19 protein-coding genes are annotated in these 25035 nt (G+C 45.7%); 5 read left to right on the forward strand and 14 right to left on the reverse strand.

The features are described 5' to 3' along the window. On the forward strand, nt 1-521 hold a 521-nt coding region (locus GRP75_RS07930), incomplete at its 5' end, for a class I SAM-dependent methyltransferase (RefSeq protein ID WP_160789029.1). 167 nt (nt 522-688) lie between these two features. Here GRP75_RS07930 and GRP75_RS07935 read toward each other — a convergent pair. The 11 genes from GRP75_RS07935 to GRP75_RS07985 all read right to left on the reverse strand — a co-directional run bounded on the left by GRP75_RS07935 (nt 689) and on the right by GRP75_RS07985 (nt 14370). Next, nucleotides 689-1435, reverse strand: coding sequence for a glycerophosphodiester phosphodiesterase family protein (locus GRP75_RS07935; RefSeq protein WP_160789030.1), 747 nt, complete (start codon nt 1433-1435; stop codon nt 689-691). A gap of 88 nt (nt 1436-1523) precedes the next feature. Beyond that, the gene (locus tag GRP75_RS07940) at nt 1524-2585 is read right to left on the reverse strand and encodes a hypothetical protein (protein ID WP_160789031.1); all 1062 of its coding nucleotides are present in this window, start codon (nt 2583-2585) and stop codon (nt 1524-1526) included. 24 nt (nt 2586-2609) lie between these two features. Next, complete coding sequence (locus tag GRP75_RS07945; protein WP_160789032.1) at nt 2610-4505, reverse strand: HSP90 family protein; 1896 nt, start codon at nt 4503-4505, stop codon at nt 2610-2612. A gap of 420 nt (nt 4506-4925) precedes the next feature. Further along, the gene (gene arfA / locus GRP75_RS07950) at nt 4926-6440 is read right to left on the reverse strand and encodes an arabinosylfuranosidase ArfA (protein ID WP_023986630.1); all 1515 of its coding nucleotides are present in this window, start codon (nt 6438-6440) and stop codon (nt 4926-4928) included. A gap of 305 nt (nt 6441-6745) precedes the next feature. Further along, nucleotides 6746-8332 carry a S8 family serine peptidase gene (locus tag GRP75_RS07955; protein ID WP_160789033.1) on the reverse strand — a complete coding sequence of 529 codons (1587 nt, stop codon included), beginning with the start codon at nt 8330-8332 and terminating at the stop codon, nt 6746-6748. Nucleotides 8333-8480: 148 nt separating this feature from the next. Then, nucleotides 8481-9263, reverse strand: a complete 783-nt coding sequence (locus GRP75_RS07960; protein ID WP_160789034.1) for a muscle M-line assembly protein unc-89 Uncoordinated protein 89 — start codon at nt 9261-9263, stop codon at nt 8481-8483. 123 nt (nt 9264-9386) lie between these two features. Beyond that, nucleotides 9387-9662 carry a peptide maturation system acyl carrier-related protein gene (locus GRP75_RS07965; RefSeq protein WP_160789035.1) on the reverse strand — a complete coding sequence of 92 codons (276 nt, stop codon included), beginning with the start codon at nt 9660-9662 and terminating at the stop codon, nt 9387-9389. 13 nt (nt 9663-9675) lie between these two features. Further along, nucleotides 9676-10800, reverse strand: coding sequence for a TIGR04066 family peptide maturation system protein (locus GRP75_RS07970; RefSeq protein ID WP_023986626.1), 1125 nt, complete (start codon nt 10798-10800; stop codon nt 9676-9678). Nucleotides 10801-10811: 11 nt separating this feature from the next. Next, nucleotides 10812-12266, reverse strand: coding sequence for a Cys-rich peptide radical SAM maturase CcpM (gene ccpM / locus GRP75_RS07975; protein ID WP_237448956.1), 1455 nt, complete (start codon nt 12264-12266; stop codon nt 10812-10814). Nucleotides 12267-12337: 71 nt separating this feature from the next. Beyond that, complete coding sequence (locus tag GRP75_RS07980) at nt 12338-12523, reverse strand: CLI_3235 family bacteriocin precursor (RefSeq protein WP_071559456.1); 186 nt, start codon at nt 12521-12523, stop codon at nt 12338-12340. A 104-nt stretch (nt 12524-12627) separates the two neighbouring features. Next, on the reverse strand, nt 12628-14370 hold the full coding sequence (locus tag GRP75_RS07985) for an ABC transporter ATP-binding protein (RefSeq protein ID WP_160789036.1): 1743 nt from the start codon (nt 14368-14370) through the stop codon (nt 12628-12630). A gap of 228 nt (nt 14371-14598) precedes the next feature. Between GRP75_RS07985 and GRP75_RS07990 the strand changes: the two genes are divergently transcribed. Next, nucleotides 14599-15174, forward strand: coding sequence for an RNA polymerase sigma factor (locus GRP75_RS07990; protein WP_256026514.1), 576 nt, complete (start codon nt 14599-14601; stop codon nt 15172-15174). Between the two features lie 96 nt (nt 15175-15270). Here the strand turns inward: GRP75_RS07990 and GRP75_RS07995 are convergent, their stop codons facing one another. From GRP75_RS07995 to GRP75_RS08005, 3 genes are read right to left on the reverse strand one after another with little or no spacing between them, the layout of a single operon-like run. Next, complete coding sequence (locus GRP75_RS07995) at nt 15271-16125, reverse strand: carbohydrate ABC transporter permease (protein ID WP_023986622.1); 855 nt, start codon at nt 16123-16125, stop codon at nt 15271-15273. An 18-nt stretch (nt 16126-16143) separates the two neighbouring features. Further along, the gene (locus tag GRP75_RS08000) at nt 16144-17028 is read right to left on the reverse strand and encodes a carbohydrate ABC transporter permease (RefSeq protein ID WP_160789037.1); all 885 of its coding nucleotides are present in this window, start codon (nt 17026-17028) and stop codon (nt 16144-16146) included. A 36-nt stretch (nt 17029-17064) separates the two neighbouring features. Beyond that, nucleotides 17065-18318 carry a sugar ABC transporter substrate-binding protein gene (locus tag GRP75_RS08005; RefSeq protein WP_160789038.1) on the reverse strand — a complete coding sequence of 418 codons (1254 nt, stop codon included), beginning with the start codon at nt 18316-18318 and terminating at the stop codon, nt 17065-17067. Between the two features lie 602 nt (nt 18319-18920). Between GRP75_RS08005 and GRP75_RS08010 the strand changes: the two genes are divergently transcribed. The 3 genes from GRP75_RS08010 to GRP75_RS08020 all read left to right on the forward strand — a co-directional run. Continuing rightward, on the forward strand, nt 18921-21083 hold the full coding sequence (locus tag GRP75_RS08010; RefSeq protein ID WP_160789041.1) for a glycoside hydrolase family 3 N-terminal domain-containing protein: 2163 nt from the start codon (nt 18921-18923) through the stop codon (nt 21081-21083). A gap of 25 nt (nt 21084-21108) precedes the next feature. After that, complete coding sequence (locus GRP75_RS08015; RefSeq protein ID WP_160789039.1) at nt 21109-24549, forward strand: GH36-type glycosyl hydrolase domain-containing protein; 3441 nt, start codon at nt 21109-21111, stop codon at nt 24547-24549. Nucleotides 24550-24711: 162 nt separating this feature from the next. Next, nucleotides 24712-25035: LacI family DNA-binding transcriptional regulator (locus GRP75_RS08020; protein WP_160789040.1), on the forward strand; the 324-nt coding region annotated here is incomplete at its 3' end.

Below are 25035 nucleotides of genomic sequence, written 5' to 3' on the forward strand. Positions count from 1 at the left end.
CCAACAACCTGCCCTTTGAGGACGGAACTGTAGACGTCATCACCTGCTCTCAATCCTTTCACTGGATGGACCCCGAGAGCACGCTTCAGGAAGCGGGCAGGGTCTTGGCTCAGGGCGGCGTGTTCGCGGCCTTTGACTGTGACTGGCCTCCGGTGCTGCAATGGCAGATAGAGCAAGCTTATACAGAGCTTATCACCAAAGCGGATACCCTTTTGGAACAGGAAGCCCCAGTAGAGCAACAAGCTCATAAATGGAGCAAGGATCAGCATTTAGCTAATCTGCACCGCAGCGGACAATTCCGATATACCCGGGAGATTGTCTTCCATAACCGTGAGCAGTGTGACGCAGCTCGTTATACAGGGCTCGCTCTCAGCCAAGGGGGTATTCAAAGTCTCTTCAAACTTGGCAATCGAGCGCTTGACGTCGATATAGCCCGCTTCGTGAAGCTGGTAGAGAATCATTTTCAGGGCAGAACACTAGACATCCTGTTCAGCTATCGTATGCGGCTCGGCATCAAGTAGAAAGGAATCAAGGTCATCGTGGATGATACGCTCTTCGGCTTAGGGCAAAAAAGACTCTCCCTCGCCTCGTAAAAACGAGTGCGTACAGGAGAGTCTTTTTTGCTTCAATAGATAGCCACAGTCATATGCTTGCAAACCCTTAGTCACAGTTCCGATGCGTCTTCGACTTAGGAAGAGCGAACAGCCAATAAGTGCGCCAACCGGTCAGGATAGTCCGTGATGATGCCGTTCACCCCGGCCTCCAGCAGACGCTTCATTTCTTCTGGCTCATTCACCGTCCATGGGTGGTATACGACGCCTAATGCCAAAGCCTCTGATACAGCTTCTGGCGTAACAACTTGTTTGTAGGCATGGAGTGCTGTTACTCCGAATTGGGTTGCATACTTGGATGGACGAACCATAATTTCGATATACAGCGCCCCCGTCTTGATTTCAGGAGCAAGCTGCGCACAGAGCGCCAGCGATTCGTGATTGAAGCTGGATATGATTACCCTCTGTTCCAACCCAAAACGCTTCACGGCAGCAATGACCTCTTCCTCCATACCCGGATAGAGATAAATGCTGTTTTTCAACTCTAAATTAATAATTGTATTCGAGGACTGGGCTAGTTCCAGTAGCTCATCCAACATCGGGACCCGCTCACCTCGGAATTTCTCATCAAACCAACTGCCCGCATCCAGTTTATTTAATTCTTCCAGCGTAATATCCCTTACATCCAGTGAGCAACCTGTCGTACGCTCCAGCGACTCATCGTGAATCAGCACCAGATGCCCATCTTGGGTACGCTGCACATCCGTTTCTATACCTGTTGCTCCCAGTTCCAAGGCGTGGCGGAATGCCGCCATCGTATTCTCAGGACATACACCTGAAGCTCCGCGGTGTGCGAAATTAATCACCTTTTCGGTTACAGTCACAACATAACCCCTCCTGTCATTTCACAGGAACATTATACCTGCTCATTGTTTGGGCTGTATAAAATATTCGTCACAGCTACCACTTCTTCTATGCCGTTTGAACAATTTTCCTGATCCAATCGGAATAAAACGTATTCCCGTTCCGTCGATCAAAATCAGCCGCCGCTGACTCTGCCAGTGGCCTAAAATACGCAATGATTTCTGTCAATGTGCGATCCTCTTTACCCCATTCTAAGGAAGCCGGCAACCGGATCAATCGTTTTTCTCCCGAAGTATCCAACTTTTGTAGCAGACTCACCATCGTCGCGTAAAAATACATCTGCTCCAGCCCGCTCTCATAGTCCAGCGCCATATGTAGATGACGCTCTACTACTTCGATTCCTTGAACCGGATCAGCAATCGCCAAATATTCGATATGCTCCGCTATCGTTTTTAGGAAGTCGCGGTCATCCCGAATTAGGCGATAGCCTTTGCGATGATTGTCCTTTGCCTGATCAACCTCGCCTTGACGATAAAGCGGCAACAGCACCTGCGAGAGCGTCACATGTGGTACTTCTGCACATTTCATCCGTCCCGACAAAATCGGTTTTGCCACGGCAAGCGCCTGCTCGTTTTCTCCAGTCAAGTAATAGAACCGTACCATCTGGCTCTGCTCACAGGCCTCACAATCACTCATACTGTCCGACTCAATCAAGCGGAAGGTATCCAGATACCGCCGTGCTTCATCCAGTTCACCCATGTCCATCGCAATGCGGAACTTATAATAGTAATATGGACGCTCATTATACCCGTATTCGGCATAACGTCTGCGCATATCCTCCGCCAGATCTTCTATTTGAGTCTTCGATATATTGGAAAAGCTGCATACCTTACCGAGTATCCATTTGTAATTCCACAACAGCTCATCTGCGTCGTATTCCTCTGGATTTTGATCAAATTGGCCCAACTGCCACGAAAAAGCAATCAGCGACTTCAATGGATATCCGTTAAAAATAGCGCAGTCTACAATCTCTCCCCGGATTTCATAAGCGAGTTCCTTCAATCCGGAAGTATCTGCCAAGCGGACTGCTTCTTCCAGAAGCGCCAGCTTTGCCGCCCCTCCTGGCAGATCCTGCGCCTGCTCCATCAAATCATATATCGTATCTTCCATTTGGCTCCCCCTATAATTACGTAATTACGAATTTTGTCCGTTCCCTAATCCCCAATTGATAAAATGTAGTACACTCCGATTCATCAGTCCCAACTCACTGCGGTTCATCGGGTAGTGCCCCATCATAAGCGCATTCACATACATCATTTCTGTAGCAGCCGTGACCATCTGCGTATCGGTAGCTTCAAGAATCCGCGCCACCACCGGGTTGTTCAGATTAAAGTATAAGGTGGAATAACCCGAATTCTGCTGGACTCCTGCTTTCAGACTATCAAGCACATTGGAAAAAAGTGAGGTTGTCTCCTCAACCGTGTTTTCCATGGAGCGCAAGGTCAATGCATCCTGAGAAATGGTATACAACACTGGCAAACTCGCAGGCTCAAAACGCTTCAACTCAGCGCGGCAACGCATCGGCTGCAAAGCAGCATCCATGACACGTAGCACACCGTAATAATTCTCGCGCTCTTTCTGTGTTAGCCCGGTAAATGAAAGAGATACTTCCTCAGGGCTAAGACGCTCTGTTTGTAGGTTAGAGTCAATCCAATGCAGCTTTTCCAAAATGTCTGAATCATAAATATAGCCGCCATTGATCACCAACATGGATTGCGCCGCCGCCACATGCGTAATCTGACGATACTCATCTACTGTCGATGTGTAATGCAACGGACGTCCGTCCGCCTCTCGGATCAGTTCTTTCAGCTCACGCCGACCAAATGTACTTTCGAAGGAAAACCAACGGTACATTATCCGCAAAAATTCATCATCCTCCACGGCGAGCGCCTTCATGGACAGCTCATGCAAACGAATCCAGTGCTGCAAGCGGTCTGGCTCATACTGCGCCATGCGTAGCAGTTCTTCCCGAATACAGGTACCCAGTTCAGAACGAACATCGTCAAGCTGCTCATTTTCATAAAAATACTCACGTGATGCCGTTGGTTGCAATTCATCTGTCCAAATTAGGCTTTTAATGAAGAATGCCCATTCCGGCAAAACATTTTCCGCCTTGTCCGACACCAGCATATGCTTCAGATACACCCGATGCAGCCGCTTGCTGTTCAGATTAACACTGCGAGGCAAAATGAATGCAATCCCGCCTGTTCTGCCTGATGCCGTCCGCAACGGTATAAAATCACTGAAGCGCTTGCCCATCAGGCGATAGCCTAAATCCAGCACCTCACTACGGCGACTCCGCAATTGTTCGGGATCCTGCATCCAGCTCGTCGATGGAAGATTGACGCGCTTGGTCTCCCCGTCTACAGACAGCATGACCGGATACGGCAGCAACGCACCATAATAGATTAAAGACTCCTCTACGTGCGCTGGCTCATAATAAAACTCACTTCCCGGCTTGCAGCGCAAATAAATTTGCGTCCCTACAGGCAGCTCGGTTTCCAATCGACGAATCGTATACGTCCCATCCGGCTTCCCTCTCCATTCCATGGAGATGCCTTCCTTCACCGAGCGGGTCAGCACTACAATTTCATCGCTCACCATAAAGCAGGATAGTAACCCAATCCCAAAGCGTCCGATAAACGAAGTCTCAGAAGCCAGCAAATCGGCTCCCTTCTTGGAAGACTGACCGATAATCGACAAAAAACGGTGAATGTCTTCTTCTGACAATCCAATGCCGTTATCCTGAATCATCAATACCTGATGCTCCCCAGAACCAGATAACTCCACGATGACTTTACCTTCATAGTCGTTACTCTCAGAAGCTGTATCTCCAAGAGCCTTGTCTTCTTTCAGTACTTTACTTTCAGCAACAACCTTCCGCAGCTCCTTGCGAGCCGTGATCGCATCTGTTGCATTTTGCAGAACCTCACGTATAAACACTCGTGGACTGCTATATAAATGATTGGCTAAAATATCAATCATACCGCCCAAGTTCACTTGAAAACGATATTGGTCTGTCTGACTCATACAGATCATTCCCTTCTCGAAATGCTACAACCACCATTTGGATTTAAACAGACTATCTTTTAAAGTATAACGTGGATTTAAGTCGGATTGCACACCCTGCATTTCAGATATCAATACGTTGACAACGATATAATAGGGTCTTTTTTCACCTAGGAAGTATGGCACTGGGTCTAATTAACTTCATAAAAATGTACGGAGTATGAGCACTTAGTGAATAAGGATCATCTTTGTCTAGTTAAATTTAGTAATAAACATAATATTTATTTAAAATTGACCCTTCTCTTAGAAACCTATATCTATGGAGGGACAAATGGCTCATTTTACGCAAAAAGCTCGCATTGCCGCTCTTGTAATACTCTTACAAGAGAGAATGCGAGCTTATTTAGATACAGTCGAAGCTGTACCTTTTACAGAAGAGAATTAATGAGACTTAGCGAGACGGATAACGTTCCACGATGCTTTGCCCAAATGAGCTTTTACAATTCCGTCTTCAAGCTTGGCGTTGCCGCCGTTGTGAGGCGTAACTTTTTCACCGGCTGGACTGTTGGTCGCTTTAAGATCATCGTGCTCCAATACAGTATGCTCGACAATGCGGTAGCCTTCAAAACTGCGTACATCTACTGTCAACTCCAGCGATTCAGACAAATGACGGTTCACTGCAAAGACAGTCAGTGCGTCTCCCTCTTCATCATAAACTACAGCGCTGTCCAGATAAGGAATGTCTGTGAAGTCCTTGGAATCGTATTTTTCCGAGTCCACCACAGGCATCAACGATATCCCACGACCATAACGGGAGGCATGCAAATACGGATAGAAAATCGTTTGTTTCCACGCCTTTCCGTTATTCTCGGTCATGATTGGCGCAATAACGTTGACCAGTTGGGCGAGGCAAGCCATTTTCACACGATCCGCGTGGCGCAGGAACGTAATCAACATGCTGCCTACCAACAATGCATCCTCAAAGTTATAGATATCCTCAAGCTGCGGTGGTGCCACAGACCACGGATCAATTTTTTTGTCCGCATCATTGGAGTGATACCACACGTTCCATTCGTCAAAGCTGAGCATCATTTTTTTCTTGCTGCGTTTTTTTGCTTTGATATAGTCACAAGTCGAAATGACCGTATGAATAAAATGATCCATATCCATAGAACGTGCCAGATAATTAGCCGTATCATTGTCATGATTGCCGTAGTATTGGTGCAAGGAAATATAGTCGGCTACCTCATAGGTATGATCCAGCGTGGTTGCTTCCCATTCCGGGAACGTTGGCATCGTAGAACTGGAGCTGCCACAGGATACAAGCTCAATGTCAGGATCGATCAGCTTCATGGCTTTTGCAGATTCTACAGCCAGACGACCATATTCTTCTGCTGTCTTGTGACCAATTTGCCATGGGCCATCCATCTCGTTACCAAGACACCAGGTTTTAATCTTATGTGGTTGCTCTACACCGTGACTACGACGTAGATCACTCCAATAGGAGCCACCTGTGTGGTTGCAATATTCCACCAGATTACGCGCAGCATCAATTCCGCGCGTACCCAGATTAACCGCCATCATGACTTCGGAACCTACATCCTTGGCCCACTTGAAAAATTCATTCGTACCCACTTCATTCGGCTCGACCGTTCTCCACGCCAGCTCCAACTGTCTAGGTCTGGACGCGACAGGGCCGACACCGTCCTCCCAATTGTAACCGGATACAAAGTTTCCTCCCGGATAGCGTATAATAGGAACATCAAGCTGTTTTACCAACTCTTTAACATCATTTCGGAAACCGCTTTCATCACTAGTTGAATGAGTAGGCTCGTAAATGCCGCCATATACGGCACGCCCGAGATGCTCTACAAAAGAGCCATAAATGCGTTTATCGACTTCAGCAATACGAAAAGATTTGTCTACAATCATCTTTGCTTTTACAGCTGCTGCCACCTAAACCATCCTCTCTGAATGCGAAAATAAAATCCGTTGTACCACCAAAACTAAGAAGCCGTTTTATTTACGGTTTTAATATAACACACCATATTTATTATAGTCAACATTATTATTAAATACTTAATATATTTATTAACGTTAATGATAAACGATAAGCAATTGGTTACGTACTTCAAAATATTTCGTTTTATAAACAAACTTATTGAGTGAATAACCACTTTGCTAAATAGAATAACGGATTACAGGTGGGTTCAAAATAGTGCCTACTTCCATATCTTGCAGTCTGTTTTAAATAGTGAATATCAGTCTACCAACAGTTGTTCTAAATATGTATAAATACCACCTATATCGCCCACGTTTAAATTCGAGAGGACCCCTTCTTTCAAATATCCCTGCTCTGTCCGTATAGATATATAAATACGTTCAGTTTCCGCTTTCACCAGGATAGAAAGCTCAATATCAACGTCTAATAAAACTCGTTCTTTGGTGCAATGCGTAATATTCGTAGCCTCTACACACAAAATAGCAATATCCGTATAAGCGTTATATGCCATTGTACCCGCATTATATAACAGTTCCTGTAATCCATTGCTTGCATTCGAAGGGAGCGTATACTCCATATCATGCAACACTGCCGCGGACTGGTCCACCGCGATCCAGCTTTGATATCCATCCCGGGCAAATTGCCCTCTCAACTCATGCAAAAAATAAATAATGTCAATGTCCTTGTCATAATAAATACAAATAAGCGGAATGCGAGAATCCTCTATTGCGATTGCCTTCTCCCGCGTCATAAAGAGCCCCCCCTCTTGCTGCCACCAGCGCAAATAGCAAGATGAAAAATTCAGTGCGGGGATATGTCGTTGATTTTTAGAGATATAGACGACATGTTTTCCATAACGTGAAGCCAATTGCTCCACTTCCTGCAAAATTACTGGCTCCATTTCCCCTAGCAAGACAATCGTATCTGTAAGGTCGTATACCCGTTGTCCACCTTCGAGCGCTGTGTCCTGTTGTTCTCGCTCCCGCAGGATGGCTTGTTCGAAGATCGCAGCAATTTTGTCGCTAGGGAGTTGAGCTTCACATTGGGTCTGAAAATAATAGGGTGCTTTCGAGCTAATTGCACAATCCTCTATGAACACATAGGCGCGCCGGATCCAATCCGGATGTCCGTAATGCATTACGGGGATTATGGTATCCTGTATCGGAAGATAACTATACTTATGTAAAATATGTTTTAGCTTTTCTATGGAAGGAACACGCTTGGACTTCTGCAAAACTTTACATACCTGTGCTGTAACGAATGGAGTGGCATAGCTATTGCTGTTGGGACATTGTACAGCCTCTCCAGCTGCACCTATCAGTTCATGCTTGGCAAAAGCGGTAAAATCGATACCGCTTGAGAATGCCTTCTCAGCATCATATGTATATTGCCCTGCTGTGAGTATACCGCTATGATCGCAGCGCACACCAATCACATTGGCAAAAGAGGCCGGATAAGTAAGAAGTCCTCCGTTTTGTGCAGCACATACCATAACTAATCCTGCCATAGCTGCATCATTTACAGCTTCCCGCAGCATGCTTCGATCTCGATAATTTATACTCCCCAGGCTGATATTGGCTACCTGCACATCATGCTTTACACACCAATCCAGCGCGGCACAAAGCTGAGTTGCATTTCCTTTTCTATCGTTCATTATTTTCACACTGCTAATGATCGCATCTGGAAAATACGCTTGTACAATAGCTGCACATAGCGTACCGTGATTTAAGGTACGTCCATCTTCTACGTCTCCATGAGCTATTTCGACGTTATATAATAATTGGGTGTTTAAAAAGCCAGCATTAACCCCGTCGTCAATAATGGCTACATGGATCTTGCCATTCATTTTTTCTCCCCCTGTCTCTTCGGATTGTGAAATGAATCTCACGGCTCTGTTCCGTTCCATTAGAGTAAGCGGAGGGTGCCTCTGCGAACGATAGCGTTCGTCTGAAAGCACCCTCCTAATTTAGCGAACCATGCACATGATAGCCGGATCAGACCGCAATATTTACCTTCGTGCCTGCAGTCTTCGCCCCGTCTTTAGCCGAGTCTAGATAGGCATTGAGCTCTTGTTCAGTCCACACCCTGTCTGCCTCTGCATTCGCCTCCTGCTCATCCTTGGGTTCGTCCCGATCTGTAATCATCGGTTCGTTATTCACTGCTTCGCTGATACGCTCATTAATATTCGCAGCGATTTCCATGATCTTTCCATTAAGTCCTTCTGCCTTTTCACGCAAAGCCGCTGATTTTGCAGGGTTAGCGTTTTCCCACCCCTTAGCCTCGCTTCCCAATGTGATTTGTGCCGTTTTGGCTATTTTGGCACTCTTCAACTCATTGTTTGCAGATACAATACTATGCATTGTATAAGTGATCAATCTTTGCTGCTGCTCCTCAGCAGTCTTAGGCGTATATTCTTCCTTTTTGCCTTTCTGAGCTTCTTTTTTACTTTCCTCATCCATGCCTAAAGCCTTTTTTTGCTCTTCCAGTGACTGCTTTTGAATGTTCTCGTCAATTTGCTGAATCTGCTTATCTATCTCTTCCATTTCAGCTTTTACAGCTTCCGGACCGAGACCACGCTTGAGAGCATTACTTAAATAGTCCGAACGCCTCTCCATCAAACTTTGCTTTTGCTCTGTCAATTGTTGAATAACCTTGTTTTGTGGCTTGCCTATACCCTTCCTTTCAGCCTGAGCGGAAAGGGAATGCCGTAGTTCAAGTCGGTTGTTATCTGCGGTGCGGAACGGCGATTGGTGAGATGATGTAAATGATACATTCATCCTAAAACCTCCAATTCTCTTCTAAATGAGGATTTTTCAAAAATCCTGAAATAAGTGATTCTAGAGGTATATCGGATTTTTTTGTATGTTTTTGTATGTTTTATCATCATTTTCACAAATCCTTCATTCCTTTTCCACTGTTAAGCAGTCCTTTATCGTCTCATACAAGCTGTTATATGTAAGCAACCCCCCTCCCACTATACGCTCTTCCGGAATTAGAATAGCAAAGCTTTTTTCCACTTCAAATAATAGATATACCAGATCTCTGGGGAACAACCCCATATCAGGACCCAGTAATGTAGCCTCTTTATTTATCTCACCCGCTTTTATTTTAAAAAGCATCCAAAATATATTTTCCAGTTTCATTCCTGTTCCCGTTACATCCTGAGTAAAGTTCATGTTCTTCCCTCCATTACAACTGAACTACGTGATGATCAACCGAAAAATAATGTAAAATATCCTTCGTCAGCCTATTCATATCTTCATCGTTGGACAGATGGAGTACAGGCACGGAATAATTGGAAAACTCCTGCTTTTTCTCTTCCACGAAACGATGATCAACAGATGCATATTGCATATTGACTGTGGAAGAAGAGTAACTGTCGAATACATTGTTACATATGGCATATCCTAATAATGAAGAGGAAAAACGGTTTTCCATGTACTGTTTCACATGCTCCAAATATTTTATATTGTATTCATCATAGTGAAGACAACAGATTAGGCCATCCGCTCTAACAGCGCGGGATACCAAAAATGAGGTTACTCCAAAATAATTCGTGAACGTATTGTTAAAGGGAACAATCCCACCTGGAATGCCCACGAGTATTAGATCAGGCTTTTCGCTCTGCTCTATTTTTTTCAAATACCGATTAAACATGATAATCTTCTGGGTTTCCGTCATACCGCTCTCAAACATAAACTGTGGAAAAGAATGTGCACCAATCAGCTCCCCGCATCCATTAGATGTGATTTGCGACACCCGATATCCTTGTGCTTCAAGCTTCTGCCGAAGGTTAAGCTGCAAATTAAGCTTATGCGTTCGCTCGTTCAGCCCTAATACAAACAGAACCGGTGTAAAAAAATCATGAATAACAGAGCCCGGGTCAGGCGGTAAAATATCTTTCGTGCGTACATCAAATGTATTTTTTAAAATCAGCTTGTCATCTTGCTCCTCACAGGGTTCGATGAATTCCATACATGAGTCTGGCAAAGTGAAATTACACATGACTTTTTTGCCAAGTTGTCCAGCCTTCTTGATCACGGGAAGATACACCTCAGCTACATCCAGCTTGAAATTGGATTTCACCAGTAATATGGCATCACAACGCTCCATTTCTTGCTCCAAACAAGACTCTGGCTTCACTATGAAGCCTGTCACTTCCCCCTTGTCCGTTACACAGGCATCTTTCCCGATCATACCCGACCCTTGAAAAGAAATAAGTACAACTTCCTCATAACTTCCTAATAGATTCAAGTTCCTAACCAGGGCTATCGTTTCATAATCAAACGGAAAAATGATTAATTTATTGGTCATGGAGACACCCCTCATGCTTTTTCAAAATCGAGAATCGTATCCTCGGAGAAATCATAGCCCAGCTCATTCATCATGCAATAATCAAGTAAGGTATGCCTAATATCATTTTTGACTACCGAACAATGACTTAGCTTCTTTTCTTTGGACAAGGTATGCAAATCATCTGCTACAGCAACACACAGCGTACAAAAACGGAAATTCCAACAGTTTTTACATGCATCCTCCGTGATTGTCCCTACATTCAAAATCTGGCTGATTTTATCCACTTCAAAGCCTGTGTCCACCTTTCCAATCTGCACCACCTCCGACTGCTCACTGACCCGTTCACATGGATACAGATTTCCATGCACATCCGCAAACAATCGCTGTACACCAGGCACACAGGGTCCACCATGATGCGCTTCTATCGGCATTCCCGCAGAAGGCTTTCTATAATGAAACATTCGGAAATACATCTGAATATAATAGTCCTTAATCAGCTTGGAGACATGATTTTCATCTACTCTTCCAAACTTGGAAAGCATCATTTTAACTACCTCATAGCCTCTCTGCTCAATAAATTCATTTCTGTACAAAATTTCATCCTTCACATAAGCATCGTTAATGTAGGACGACCGTACACTGTACAGACTTTCGAAGGTTTCATAATTCGTATAAAAATCATTGATACATCCAAAATCATTACGGGTATCCAGCACCACATTAAAATTAATCCATTCAAAGAGGTCCGGGTAATTTCTCTTAATTTTATCCACATTGGCAATAATCGTATCGAAGGTACCCCGCCCGTTAACAGCAAATCGTCTGTTTCTGTCATGATTCTCTTGATCTCCGTCCAGACTGATCGTAAGCACAAAACGATGTTCATCCAGAAAGGCCAAAATATCGTCATTAAGCAGCGTACCATTGGTCGTCAAATGAAAGCCTACATCTCTATACGCTACCTGCTCCTTGATATATTCCACACACTTCTTGACCAACGGAAAATTAATAAGCGGCTCTCCCCCATAAAAACCAAAATCCAAACGGTCACTGTCTACTGACCTATCAATGACAAAATCAATACACTTGCGCGCTGTCTCAAAATCCATCATCAGACTGGTATGACCTCGATTGTCATATCCTCCTGAATAAACGCAGTAAGAGCATCTAAGATTGCAATTTTGAGTTACCTGTAAGGTGAGGGTCTTCAGCTGATGCTGAAGCATATGCTCCAGGTGCTTTGTCTTGGGATGATTCATAATCTGCGGACGCTGTGAAGATAAAAATCCGTTATCCAACAAGTCACGGATATACTGCTGCAATTCCGGTGTAGCCTCCATCTGATCCAGGTCGAAGCTGGAATGCGAATTCAGAAAATGGTAGGCCTCCTCTTTAATCCGCAAGATCAAGTTGGTATTTACATCATATGCATAATGGTGGAGTCTCGTCTGAAATGTGTATATAAAGGGTTGGCACATGTTCATGATTCACACCTACTCTGTTTTGATGTGGACAGAAGCCTGGAATGCCCAGGCTCCTCCATACAGATACAAGCTTAATAATTACCAATTCCAGTTCCGTTATCTCTGCGATAAGAACCGTCACTTTCACGCTGAGTATTGGAGCTTCGAGTCAAACTGCCTGCGCAATAACAGGAGCAAGGACAATAACAGGAACAACCACAGCCAAATGCCTCAATTGTGTCGCCTACATTCGTGCTTCTTTTCACAAGCTTACGCATGTTAAACTACTCCTCCCATTCATGATATGATTTAAAAAGGTGTTCACCTATACTAATTCCGTACATGGTGTTAAATCACACTATGAAAGCGTTTGTTTTTTTCATCATTTTATGGGAACCTCTTCTTCTCCTAATACCCATCCTCTGTATTCTGCATGACAGGTCATAAAATGGGAGTGTGATCCTATTTGGGCTGGTTCGCCGTTCTCCAACAAAATAACTCTATCGACATGCGCTAATATCTCGCTGCGATGTGTAACGATGATTACGGTCTTTTCACGCAACCGGGTCTTCAACAATTGCTGAACATTTAGCCTAGCTGCTGTGTCTAGATTGGAGGTCACCTCATCGAGAATAAACAATGGCGCTTCCCTGATCAATGCCCGGGCCATAGCAATTTTCTGTCTTTGCCCACCCGACAATCTGGAGCCATTCGAGCCTATGGGGAAGTCATCTGCCGAGTTCCGAACCAATTCTTCCAGACCAACCTCCGCGATAATGGCCTCTATTGCATCATTAGTGACTTCTGTGCCTATGCGGATATTGCCAAAAATAGTAGTATCAAATAAATACACCTGCTGACTGACCAAAGCTATTTGACTTCGATACTCATCTATTTCATAGCTTTGAATGTCAATGCCGTCATAAGTGATTATCCCTTGATCAGGCTGGCTGAATCTCATAATCAGATCCAGCAACGTAGACTTCCCTGCCCCATTTGCTCCAATGATAGCTACTTTTTCACCTCGGGCAATCCTAAAGCTCACGTGGGGCAGTACGGGTTCATCCTTGGTATAGGAAAAAGAAACATTATGAAATGCAATGTGATCTTCGAATGGCGGCTCAGTTAGTATAGACGCTGGAGTGACTGAATTAGATGTTTCTTCCTCTGCCCAATCCAAGAACTGATAATATCGAATGGCGGAGGGAACGACTTCAGCCAGCATGTAGCCAATGTTTAAAATAGCGAAAACAGGAGTGGTAACATAAGCACTGTAAGAAACAAAGGCAAAAATCCCACCTACAGTAAGCTGTAAACGAAAAATAAGATTAGCACCCACAACGTACAAAAACATCATTAGAAGCTGAATTAAAATAGATTCCGAAGCGATATTCCAGGCGTCCAGAAGTGATAATTTTCGTTCTGATTCTACAATTCGACGCTGCTTGGATGAGAACTGCTGATGCTTATGTGGAATAAGACCAAACATTCGCTGCTCCTTCATGCCCCCGACAGATTCCCCAAACCACTGGGCAAAATCACTACTGCCTCCAATTAAATCCCCCACCAGTTTTTTTCTACGCTTCACAAAATACTTCACCACAACATATTTGATGGGTAAAAAGCACAGCACGATTACAGTCATTTTCCAGTTAATGAGCAGCAAACCACATAAACCACCAATCATGCTGAACGCCTGCATAATGACAAAAAATACTCCACTATCTGTGATCCTCGATACATTGCCTACATCCGTGCCAATTTGGTTCAGCAGCTCCGCTTCATTGGTTCGGTTAAAATAACTCATTCGTACTCTTGTCAGATGCAGATACGCCTTTTCAAATAATGAAAAGGTAACCTGTGCGCTTAAGCCTGCCCGAAAGGTTTCTTTACACACATTCAGCAGCTTATCCAAGCAAACGATTAAAAACGCAGCAGAAGTGTACAGGATTACAGCCTGCATATTCCCTTTCAGGAGACCTTGATCCACAATAATCTTGCTTGTTAAAGGCAATAATATATTCAAGCCCGCTGATAGGATGAGACATATCAAAATGATAGTGACCGTCTTCAGATAAGGTCTAAATGTTGCTGCCAAACGTTTATATACTATGGATTCTTTCATCCTTCCCCCCCTTTCACCAGGTGCACCCTCTCCCCCTATTAACTAATTCCGTATCAGAATCAAAATCACTTTAAAATATCTTTTAACTGTTCTAGTAATTCCACATTTACGAGATTAAATATGATTTATGTCATTCTTGAAAATTGGAATTAATGTATATGATTGGCACATGCAAAAATCATTTATTTTTTTATCCGTCCAAAGGGGGCTTGAACAATGCCGACTACGATGGTTATCGACTGTTGCAAAGAGGATCAGTGCAGAGGTAGTTCCAGATGCTTTTACAGAAAAATTTGTGAACTTTATCTGAGTGAGGTATATCGTTTCTGTATGCATTTAATCAAGAATCAGTCTTGCTTTACATTTATGGCAGAAGAATGTACACAAGATACTTTTGTAGCGGCAAGACAGCAATTGCTCAAGCTCAAACATCACCCCAATGTAAAGGGTTGGCTGTACCTTACGGCTAAAAATCTTATATATAAATCATTTAGGTGCTACTATACACAAAAAAAGCATGAAACTACGCTTGAATGTGAGAAGATCTGTAGTTTTTCAAATTCGGTAGAGGAGGAGTGGGAAAATCGTAGATTGGGAGATGTGGATACGGTTATCGTTAATATTCTAATGCAGCTTTCCAACAATGAATATACACTCTATGAAGACTACTTTTGTCGACAACTAGCTGTGCCCTTGCTCGCTACCAAATATAATATTTCGGTTACGGCTACAACGACTCGAATCTACAGACTGAAAAGAAAACTTCGTACATTGTCCCATCAATATTGTCTAACTCATATATAAATATATCTATGTACAGCAAAAACAGCGGAGCCCCTCTCCCAAAGAGAAGCTCCGCTGTTCGTTCTTGTGACTATGACTTGTATTCATACTACACTATTACTTAATCCCCGAAATCGTGTAGTTCTCAATAATATACTTTTGGAAAACAATGAAGATAATCATGATCGGAACGACCATGAAGGTCGAGCCTGCCATTTGAAGAGCAAATTGACTTTCGTTCTGCCCCTTGAGCAGTGACAGCCCGACGGACAAGGTGTACAGCTTCTCATCGTTCGCAATAATGAGCGGCCACAGGAAGCTATTCCATCCACCGATAAAGGTTAAAATGGCCTGTACTGCCAGAATTGGTGTCGAGATAGGCAATACGATTTGCAGAAAAGTACGGAACTCCCCTGCTCCATCAAGACGTGTCGCCTCCAGCAGTTCTTCCGGGATATCGGACATAAACTGCCGGAACAGGAAGATCGCGAACGCGCCTACCAATCCAGGAAGGACAATCCCCAGCATGGAATTGGTCAATCCCATCTGGTTCAGGATCAAGTAGACGGGAATCATCGTCACTTGACCTGGAATCATCATCGTTGCCAGTACCAGGTAGAATAGAAACCCTTTGCCTTTAAATTGGAATTTGGCAAAGCCATAACCTGCCATGGCATTCAGGAATAATCCGAAGAAGGAAGCTAAAACAATGATCAGCGTATTCGTCAGATAGGTTCCAAAAGCCATGCTATCGAATAGTAATTTAAAATTATCCAGTGTAAAATGCTGCGGCCAGATGGTCGGAGGAATTTTGGTTACCTCACCCTCTGTCTTAAAGGAGGATAATATCATCCACGCAAAAGGCAGCACCATCAACAGACCTCCCACGGTCAGGAGAATCGCCACGAACCATTGAAATGTTTTTTCACCACTGCGCGTATTGGCGCGGGCTTGCTGAACAGCTGTTTTCACGTTCATCACCTCTCTCTATCAGGACTCCGCTTTATTTTGCAAACGGAACTGAATCAGCGTCACCGCGATGATCGCGAAGAACAGAATGAACGATCCCGCCGCGGCATACCCGAATTTACTAAATTGGAAGCCGTTATTGTAAATGAACAGAGATGCTGTCAGCGTGCCGTCGAGCGGCTTCCCTTTAGTCATGACAAACGGTTCCTCGAAAAATTGCAGCCAGCCAATCATCGTCGTGATGGACACGAAGAAAATAGCGTAACGAAGCTGCGGAAGCGTAATATAACGAATTTGCTGCCATGTATTGGCCCCGTCAAGCTGTGCCGCTTCATAATAAGAGCCCGGAATCCCTTTAATAGCCGCAATAAAAATAATCATGTTTAAGCCGATGCCCCGCCAAACCGCTAACACAATCAGCGAAATTTTCGCTACTGTTGGATCGGTCAGCCATGGGACGGGACCTAAATTCATCAGACCAAGTACGTAGTTGAATAATCCAAGCGTCGGATTATACAGATAACTCCAAACCACTGCGACCGCAACCACATTCGTTACGGACGGCAGATAGAACACGACGCGGAATACTTTGAAAGCACGTGATTTCCCCATGTTAATCAGAATCGCGATGCTAAGCGAAAATATCAGCACCAACGGAACACCGATGATGACGAAGAACAGCGTATTACCAAGGGACTTTATAAAGGAAGGGTCCATTAGTACGTTTGTATAATTTTCCAGACCTATAAAGCGAATACTATCATAATTAACGAGTCCTGACAGATCCATATCCGTGAAGCTGATTACGAGCGCCAGTAGAATCGGCAACAGCGAAAACAGCGTCAACAGGATGATGGAGGGACCGATAAACAAGTATGGCGCAAGCTTCTGCGAGCTTCCTTTCATGCCTTCACTCCCTTTGACAATGGCGGATATGGATCATTATTTTTTCATAATACTTGCAGCCTGCTGATTAAAGTCATCCATTTCCTTCTGTACGTCGGCTTGACCACGGTAAACACGCTCAAAGCTCTTGATGAATTGTTGAGAAACCTCTTCCCATGCTGCCAGTTGCGGCAATGCTGCGGAATGATCCAGCTGTTTACGAATCGTTTGAAGCATCGGATCACTCTTAAGCTTGGCGTCTTCCCACGATTTAGTAGCCGCAGGCAAGTTACTGGACAGTTCCATCCATTTTAGCTGCGTTTCTGGTTTGCTCATGTAAGCCATGAATTTGGCCGACTCCTCCGGGTGCTTGCTGAATTGCATAATTGAAAGATTCGCTCCACCCAAAACGGACAGGTTGTTTACTTTGCCAGGAAGCTCCGCTATATTCCACTTACCTTCCAGTTCTGGTGCCTTGCTCTTGATTTCTTTAATCATAAAAGGACCGCTGATAAACATTGGAACGATACCATCACCTTGTAAACCTTGAACAGAGTCAATTCCAATATCCACTGCGTTAGAGCCGTTTTGGAAAAAAGTATTCAAATACTTCACAGCATCTACAAACGGTGGTTGGTTGAACAACGGATTGCCCTGCTCGTCAACCAGTTTGGAACCGTTCTGGAGAGCAAACATAAAGCCCATAGACTGCTCCTTTGCACTAAAGGAGATACCATATTTGCCTTTGCCCCGAGCCGCCAGCTTTTGGGCAGCATCGGAAAGCTCTTCCCACGTTTTAGGTGCTTCATTATATCCGACTTGTTTCAGTAGGTCGGAACGATAGAACAAAACTCTCGTTTCAGTGTACCAAGGCACACCGACCGGTTTCCCTTCAAATTTTGTCGTACCTACAGCACCCTCGAAGAAATTCTTCGATTCCAGTTCAGGATACTTGCTGACATAAGGTGTGATGTCCGTCAATGCGCCCGCAGCTGCAAGCTCCGGTACCCATGACGTGCCCAATTGGACCACATCCGGACCAGACTTCGAGGCAACAGCCGTTAGCAATTTATCGTGAGCGTTATCCCAAGGTAACGCCTGTACATCGACGTGAATATCTGGATTTTCTTTCTCAAAATCTTTCACAATTTCAGGCAGCAGCTTTCCTTCCGCTCCCATGCCCCATAAGGTGATGGTCGTCTTGCCGTTCGCATCTTTACCGGACGAATCATCCTTGGATGAACAACCTACCAGCGCGCCCCCCAGTAATAAGGTGCTTGCCAAAATGATCCCCAACGTTCTTTTCATCATACGAATTCCTCCCGAGATGATCGGTTTACCGATCATGCAATATGATAACGGATTCAAATACGAGGATTTTGCGAAAATACAATTAGCGACTTCCAATGAACAATATATAGAACGAAATGGTCTCGTTCATCTATATATTGCATTTTGGAGCGACTGGAATCGAATCTTGCAAAATCCTGATGCATGTAAATACATAGCGATTAAAGCATACCGCTATAACACTTATGTTCAAAGCACAAGGACCATACCCGTCAATAGAAACGTTTCGATAGTCATTATAGAACAAATTGAAACCGTATTCAATAGGAATATTATATTTTATTCGCTCAGAATCCCGACTTTTTTTCGTTTATATCATCTTTATTACGTTATTTAGCCTATAAAAACCCCCTGAATTGGATTTGACTCTCCATTTGAAAGCGTATATAATCCAACTGAGTTCAACAATAGAAACGTTTCGATTAATAATACGACAGAATATTATGCTTCTATACTAGCTATTAGCCTGTTCAGCACTTTTTTGAATCAATTTTATCCAAAAAATCTCATGAATCTGAAAAAAAAGAGCTGTCCACCAACAATACAGCTTATGGAGGATTATGATGGAACAACACCTGAATTCCTATTTAGAAAACATGACGCTTGAAGAAAAAGTCGATCAACTGCTACAGCTTGTGGGTGCCTTCTTTGAAGAAGCGGGAACGGATAGTCAAATTACTGGCCCCATGGCTTCTCTCGGCATCACAGAGGAAAATGTCCATAACGTCGGTTCCGTGCTTGGTATCGCAGGGGCCAAGGAAGCGATTCGTGTTCAGCAGGCTCATTTGAGTAAAAATCGTCTGGGTATTCCGCTTTTAATTATGGCAGATATTGTACACGGCTTCAAAACGATTTTCCCTATCCCGCTGGCCATTGGTTGCTCATGGGATATGCAACTTGCAGAAGAGAGCGCTACCATTGCAGCCCGCGAGGCGGCTGTATCCGGTGTTCACGTCACATTCGCTCCTATGGTCGATCTAGTGCGTGACCCGCGCTGGGGCCGTGTGATGGAATCTACAGGGGAAGACCCTTACCTCAACAGCGAATTTGCTCGTGCGTTTGTGCGCGGGTTTCAGGGTAAAGATCTGACGAACGATACCGACCGGGTGGCCGCATGCGTGAAGCATTTTGCCGCATATGGAGCTGGCGAAGGCGGACGGGATTACAACACTGTAGATGTATCCGCATGGCAGCTGCGAGAGTATTATCTCCCCTCCTACAAAGCTGCTTTAGATGAAGGCTGCGAAATGGTGATGACGTCCTTCAATACCGTAGAAGGCGTAGCCGCAACGGGCAATAAGCGCCTGATGCGTGATTTGCTTCGTGATGAATGGGGCTTTGATGGTGTACTCATCTCGGATTGGGCCGCCATCAAGGAGCTTATCCCTCACGGCATCGCCGAGGATGAGCGCGAGGCAGCGAAGAAAGCACTGCTGGCTGGCGTAGATATTGAAATGATGACCTCCTGCTATAACGGGCATCTGCCTGAGCTGGTTCGCAGCGGACAACTGGATGAAGCGCTCATTGATGAAGCAGTGATGCGTATATTGAAGCTCAAGCAAAAGCTGGGCTTGTTCGAAAATCCGCTACGCGGCGCAGACCCTGAGCGTGAACGTGAAGTTGTGTTCTGCGAAGCTCACCGTACGGTTGCCAAAGAATTAGCTATTAAATCTTGCGTGTTGCTCAAAAATGATTCCGTTCTTCCATTGAATCGCAATCAGCATATTGCGTTGATCGGACCTTTTGCAGAGAGCGGTGATATCTTGGGCTCTTGGTCGTGGAGTGGTTCGCAGGAGGAAGCTATTCGCGTTGTCGACGGATTCCAATCGAAAATATCCTCCTCGCTGCTCACGGTTGCGGCAGGTTGCTCTATCGACGATATAACTGAGGAGCAATATGCGGAAGCTCTGCAAGCAGCCAGCCAAGCAGAGGTTATCGTGTTGGCGCTTGGTGAGCGCTCCGATATGAGTGGTGAAGCAGGCAGCCGTTCCAATATTCGCCTGCCACAAGCCCAGTTGGAACTGGTGAAGCGCCTGAAGACGCTGAACAAGCCTATGGTAGCCGTATTATTTAATGGTCGTCCGTTGGATCTGCACGGTGTCATTGAAGAAGCAGACGCCGTATTGGAAGCCTGGTTCCCTGGTGGTGAAGGCGGCGCGGCGATTGCCGATTTGTTGTACGGTGATGCCGAACCTACGGGTCGTCTGACCATGTCCTTCCCGCAATCGGTGGGACAGGTGCCCGTGTATTACAATCATTTTAATACGGGACGCCCGCAGTTAGATCCGAATACAAAAGAACGCTACGTGTCCCAATATCTAGACGTACCAAACGAACCTTTATTCCCGTTCGGCTATGGACTGAGTTACACCGATGTAGCCTATGACAGCGTACAGCTTTCCGGCGATACCCTTATACCCGGTCAGGAACTGACCGTTAAAGTGCAGGTAACGAACACAGGAACACGTCCGGTCGAGGAAACCGTCCAGTTCTATGTTCGTGATATCAGCGGCGATACGGTTCGTCCAATGAAAGAACTGAAAGATTTCTGCAAAGTCCTTCTTGCCCCAGGCGAAAGCCGGGAAGTTGAATTTGCATTGACCGAGCCTCAGCTGCGCTATCATCATGCAGATTTGAGCTTCAGCAGTGATAGCGGTGAATTTGCCGTCTTTACAGGACCTAACAGCCGAGATACTAGTGAAATCCGTTTTCGGTTAGTGAAATAAACAGGAAAGTGAGGCGTTCCCTTTGATGAATACAAGTCTGGATCAAAATATTTTGCTGCGGGCCGGCGACCTGTCTTTTACCTTCTTGAGCAGCGGTGATGTGTATAAGATCGCTCACGGCTCAACGATGATCAACCAGCTGTTGACCAATTCAGTCGACGGTTCCTTGAACAATCTGTACTTGAGATTGTACCGCCCGTCCGGTGTAAGTATCACTCCCCTGCTTGGAGTTCGCTCACCGGGAGTCATCCGACAAACGGATCAGCAGATTATTTGGGAGGGTTTCACCGCTGGTGTAGGCTATCAGGTGACCTTCACGCTAAGCCGCCTGGGAGTATGGTTCTGGGATGTAACCCTACAGGGCGATGACGTGGAAGCAGATGTCGTGTACGGTCAGGATATTGGCATTGCCGATACCGCCGCTGTGCGCAGTAATGAAGCTTATTTGTCTCAATATATTGACCACACCGTCTACCATGATGAACAAAGAGGCTACACCGTTTGCTCACGTCAAAACCAGCCTCAAAGTCAGGCGTTCCCATACATTCAACAAGGCTCGTTAACCCGCACTGTTGGTTACTCGACTGACGGATTTCAGTTCTTTGGACTTTCGTACAAAGAAACGAATGAGCCGGAAGCACTCCATCGTAACTCGCTCGCCAATGAAGTGTACCAATACGAATTCGCCTATACCGCGTTGCAATCTGAGCGGGTGAAACTTGTAGGGGAAGCTCGCTTTACTTTTTACGGTCTGTTCCAGCCCAATCATCCAGCCGCAGTGACAAAGCTGGAGTATCAGGAGCTGGTGACAAAGGCACGTGACGAAGTAGCTGCCGTTCTAGCGGACACTTCCGAGACCAGCATACCGGCACACGCGACAAGTGATCTTCAGGCAGGGCGTGTGGCTCCAGCTCAAACCATCGGTGAGCCGCTGCGCACACTGGACTTAACCGCTGCCGAAGTGAATCAACTTTTCCCGAAACGGCAGGAAGAAGAACGGGATGGAGATGAACTACTTTCCTTTTTCACGGACAGCTATGAGCATGTCGTACTCAAATCCAAAGAGCTTCGTGTAGAGCGTCCCCATGGGCACATTTTAATGGGCGGGCATTACGCAGGAGGCAAGGAAGAAACCATTACAACCACCTCCTATATGTACGGGGTGTTCAACTCCCAGCTCGTGATCGGCAATACAAACTTCAACAAAATGATCACCAACGCGCGTAATGCGCTCAATATTCCCAAGACATCCGGCCAGCGTATCTATGTCGGAGTCCAAGGGAAATACCGCCTGCTCACGATGCCTTCCCTGTTCGAGATTGGCTTTAATTATGTGCGCTGGTACTACAAAACGGCTGACGATACATTCATTATTACAAACCATACAAATGCCGATAGCCCAGAAGTACGGCTTCATATGCGTGCGGTAAGCGGCAAAACCTATCCGTTCCTCATCACTCAGCAAATGTCTATGCATGTGAACGAATATGAGCTTCCGTTTCATATGGAACGTGAAGGTGACGCCCTGCTCTTCCGGGCAGACTCTGCTTCCCTGAGTGCCGAAGCCTATCCAGACCTGCTGTACCGAATGCACGTCGAGGGCGCTCCATTACAGCAGGTGAGCGACGCTCACGTACTGCTACAGGGTACAGCTTCCGCTGATGCGTCCCTAGTCGTGCTGGAGCTGGGTGACAGCAGCGAATGGACCTGCACCGTGCAGGGTTGGCTGAATGGGCCTTCAGCCGGGCAAGAATCAACGCACAAAGAGCGTCACGCTTCCTTTGAAGATGAGCGCGAGCGCTATCGGGAATATTTTGCCGAGCTTATGAACGGTTTCCATCTGTCGCTGGGTCAACACGAAACGAGCGAGCTATTCCGTGTGAACGCAGTGGCTTGGTGGTACACCCACAATATGCTCGTTCACTACTCTGTGCCTCACGGTCTGGAGCAATACGGCGGTGCAGCCTGGGGAACACGTGATGTGTGTCAGGGGCCTGTGGAATATTTCTCAGCTACGCAAAAGTTCGACGAGGTTCGTTCCATTCTACTGACTGTTTTCAGCCATCAGTACGAGGACAGCGGAAACTGGCCGCAATGGTTTATGTTTGACAACTATACTCACGTGCAGCAAGAAGAAAGCCATGGGGATATTATCGTCTGGCCGCTCAAGGTACTGGGCGACTATTTGACCGCTACCCGTGATTACAGTATTCTGGGAGAAAATGTACCTTACACCCATCGGCATACTTTCGATTATACCAAGCAGACCGCGACTCTCATGGAACATGCCCTGAAGGAAATCGAATATATTCGGGAGAATTTCCTTCATGATACGTATTTGTCTGCCTATGGCGACGGCGATTGGGATGATACCCTCCAGCCAGCCAATGCTCAGCTGAAGCAATACATGGCGAGCAGCTGGACGGTTGCACTCACCTACCAAGTTATTAGTAACTTTGCTGCTGCTTTGGAGCAGGCCCCCGCGGGTGTAGTAAGCGAAGCCGACAAGATCGCACAAGATCTACATCAAATGGCTAATGGCATCCGTAAAGACTTTAACCGCTACATGCTGGAGAGCGGAATTATTCCGGGCTTCGTGTATATGGAAGAGCCCGGTCAACCTAAGCTGATGCTCCATCCGTCTGACACCGAGACAGGAATCCATTATCGGTTGCTGCCAATGACACGCAGCATGATCAGTCAGCTGCTCACGCCTGAGCAAGCATTGGCTCATGAGCAGCTCATCCGTGAGCAGTTCCTCTGCCCGGATGGTGTGCGTCTGATGAACCGCCCTGCACAGTATGATGGCGGTGTGAGCTCGCACTTCAAGCGTGCAGAGCAAGCGGCCAACTTTGGACGTGAGGTCGGGCTGCAATATGTGCATGCCCATATCCGCTTTGCGGAAGCGATGGCCAAGTTGGGACGCAAGGATGACGCTTGGCACAGCTTGAAGCTCATCAATCCGGTCGGCATCCGTGCGTCCGTACCGAATGCCGAATGGCGTCAAAGCAACGCCTATTTCAGTAGCTCGGACGGTAAATTTAACACCCGCTATGAAGCCCAGGAACGGTTTGGTGAACTGCGTGAAGGAGCCATCCCCGTCAAAGGCGGCTGGAGAATCTATTCCAGCGGTCCGGGAATCTACATGAATCAGCTCATATCGAATGTCCTTGGTATTCGTCAGTCGAGCGAAGACCTGATCCTGGACCCTGTGCTGCCGGATCATCTCGACGGATTGGAATTTGAATTTTCCTTTGCAGGAAAACCAATTACCTTCGTCTACCGCATGCTGCAAGAGCGTACTGGTAGTGAGCAAGGCCGTGCAGTATTGAACGGGACACCACTGGAAAGCGTGCCAGCCGATGATAATCGCTACCGCTCTGGTGCCTTGCGCATCAAACGTGAGATTTTCGAGCAGGCCTTAGCAGAACATGACGGTGTACACCGTCTGGAGATTATTTTATAAAGAGTTTTTGATGCTAAATCTGGTATAGGCAACAAAGGGATGGCGATCTTGCGGGATCGCCCTTTGCTGCTTATGTGTAGGACTACGACATTTGGAATAGATATGTGGTTAATAATGAATATACAATAGCAATTATAAGACGGACGACAAGGAGGTCACGATGTGGTCAGCATTAAAGATATCGCCAAACAGGCGGGCGTTTCCATATCTACCGTTTCATATGCCTTAAATGGTAGCGATAAGGTAACAGAAGAAACTTGCGCACGTATTTTAGCGATTGCCAAAGAGCTTAACTATGTGCCCAATGCCGCCGCACGTAATCTCAAGAAAAGGCAGACCAAAATTATTGGCGTTTTCCTGACTGATTTTCGTGGAGACGTTTATGGAGATTTACTGTATGGCATCAAGGAAATTTTAAACCGCAAGGGTTATGATCTCATCGTATGCAGCGGTAAGCAATCTCACCGAATGCTGCCGGAACGCATG

The organism is Paenibacillus sp. OT2-17 (genome assembly GCF_009827695.1).
In the GTDB taxonomy this organism is placed as follows: Bacteria; Bacillota; Bacilli; order Paenibacillales; family Paenibacillaceae; genus Paenibacillus; species Paenibacillus polymyxa_B.

Coding starts and splice junctions, on each gene's coding strand:
- GRP75_RS07940 (WP_160789031.1), bottom strand. CDS start 2,585: ATGGAAGATACGATATATGATTTGATGGAGCAGGCGCAGGATCTGCCA.
- GRP75_RS07945 (WP_160789032.1), bottom strand. CDS start 4,505: ATGAGTCAGACAGACCAATATCGTTTTCAAGTGAACTTGGGCGGTATG.
- GRP75_RS07955 (WP_160789033.1), bottom strand. CDS start 8,332: ATGAATGGCAAGATCCATGTAGCCATTATTGACGACGGGGTTAATGCT.
- GRP75_RS07960 (WP_160789034.1), bottom strand. CDS start 9,263: ATGAATGTATCATTTACATCATCTCACCAATCGCCGTTCCGCACCGCA.
- GRP75_RS07965 (WP_160789035.1), bottom strand. CDS start 9,662: ATGAACTTTACTCAGGATGTAACGGGAACAGGAATGAAACTGGAAAAT.
- GRP75_RS07970 (WP_023986626.1), bottom strand. CDS start 10,800: ATGACCAATAAATTAATCATTTTTCCGTTTGATTATGAAACGATAGCC.
- ccpM (WP_237448956.1), bottom strand. CDS start 12,266: ATGAACATGTGCCAACCCTTTATATACACATTTCAGACGAGACTCCAC.
- GRP75_RS07980 (WP_071559456.1), bottom strand. CDS start 12,523: ATGCGTAAGCTTGTGAAAAGAAGCACGAATGTAGGCGACACAATTGAG.
- GRP75_RS07985 (WP_160789036.1), bottom strand. CDS start 14,370: ATGAAAGAATCCATAGTATATAAACGTTTGGCAGCAACATTTAGACCT.
- GRP75_RS07990 (WP_256026514.1), top strand. CDS start 14,599: ATGGTTATCGACTGTTGCAAAGAGGATCAGTGCAGAGGTAGTTCCAGA.
- GRP75_RS08000 (WP_160789037.1), bottom strand. CDS start 17,028: ATGAAAGGAAGCTCGCAGAAGCTTGCGCCATACTTGTTTATCGGTCCC.
- GRP75_RS08005 (WP_160789038.1), bottom strand. CDS start 18,318: ATGATGAAAAGAACGTTGGGGATCATTTTGGCAAGCACCTTATTACTG.
- GRP75_RS08010 (WP_160789041.1), top strand. CDS start 18,921: ATGGAACAACACCTGAATTCCTATTTAGAAAACATGACGCTTGAAGAA.
- GRP75_RS08015 (WP_160789039.1), top strand. CDS start 21,109: ATGAATACAAGTCTGGATCAAAATATTTTGCTGCGGGCCGGCGACCTG.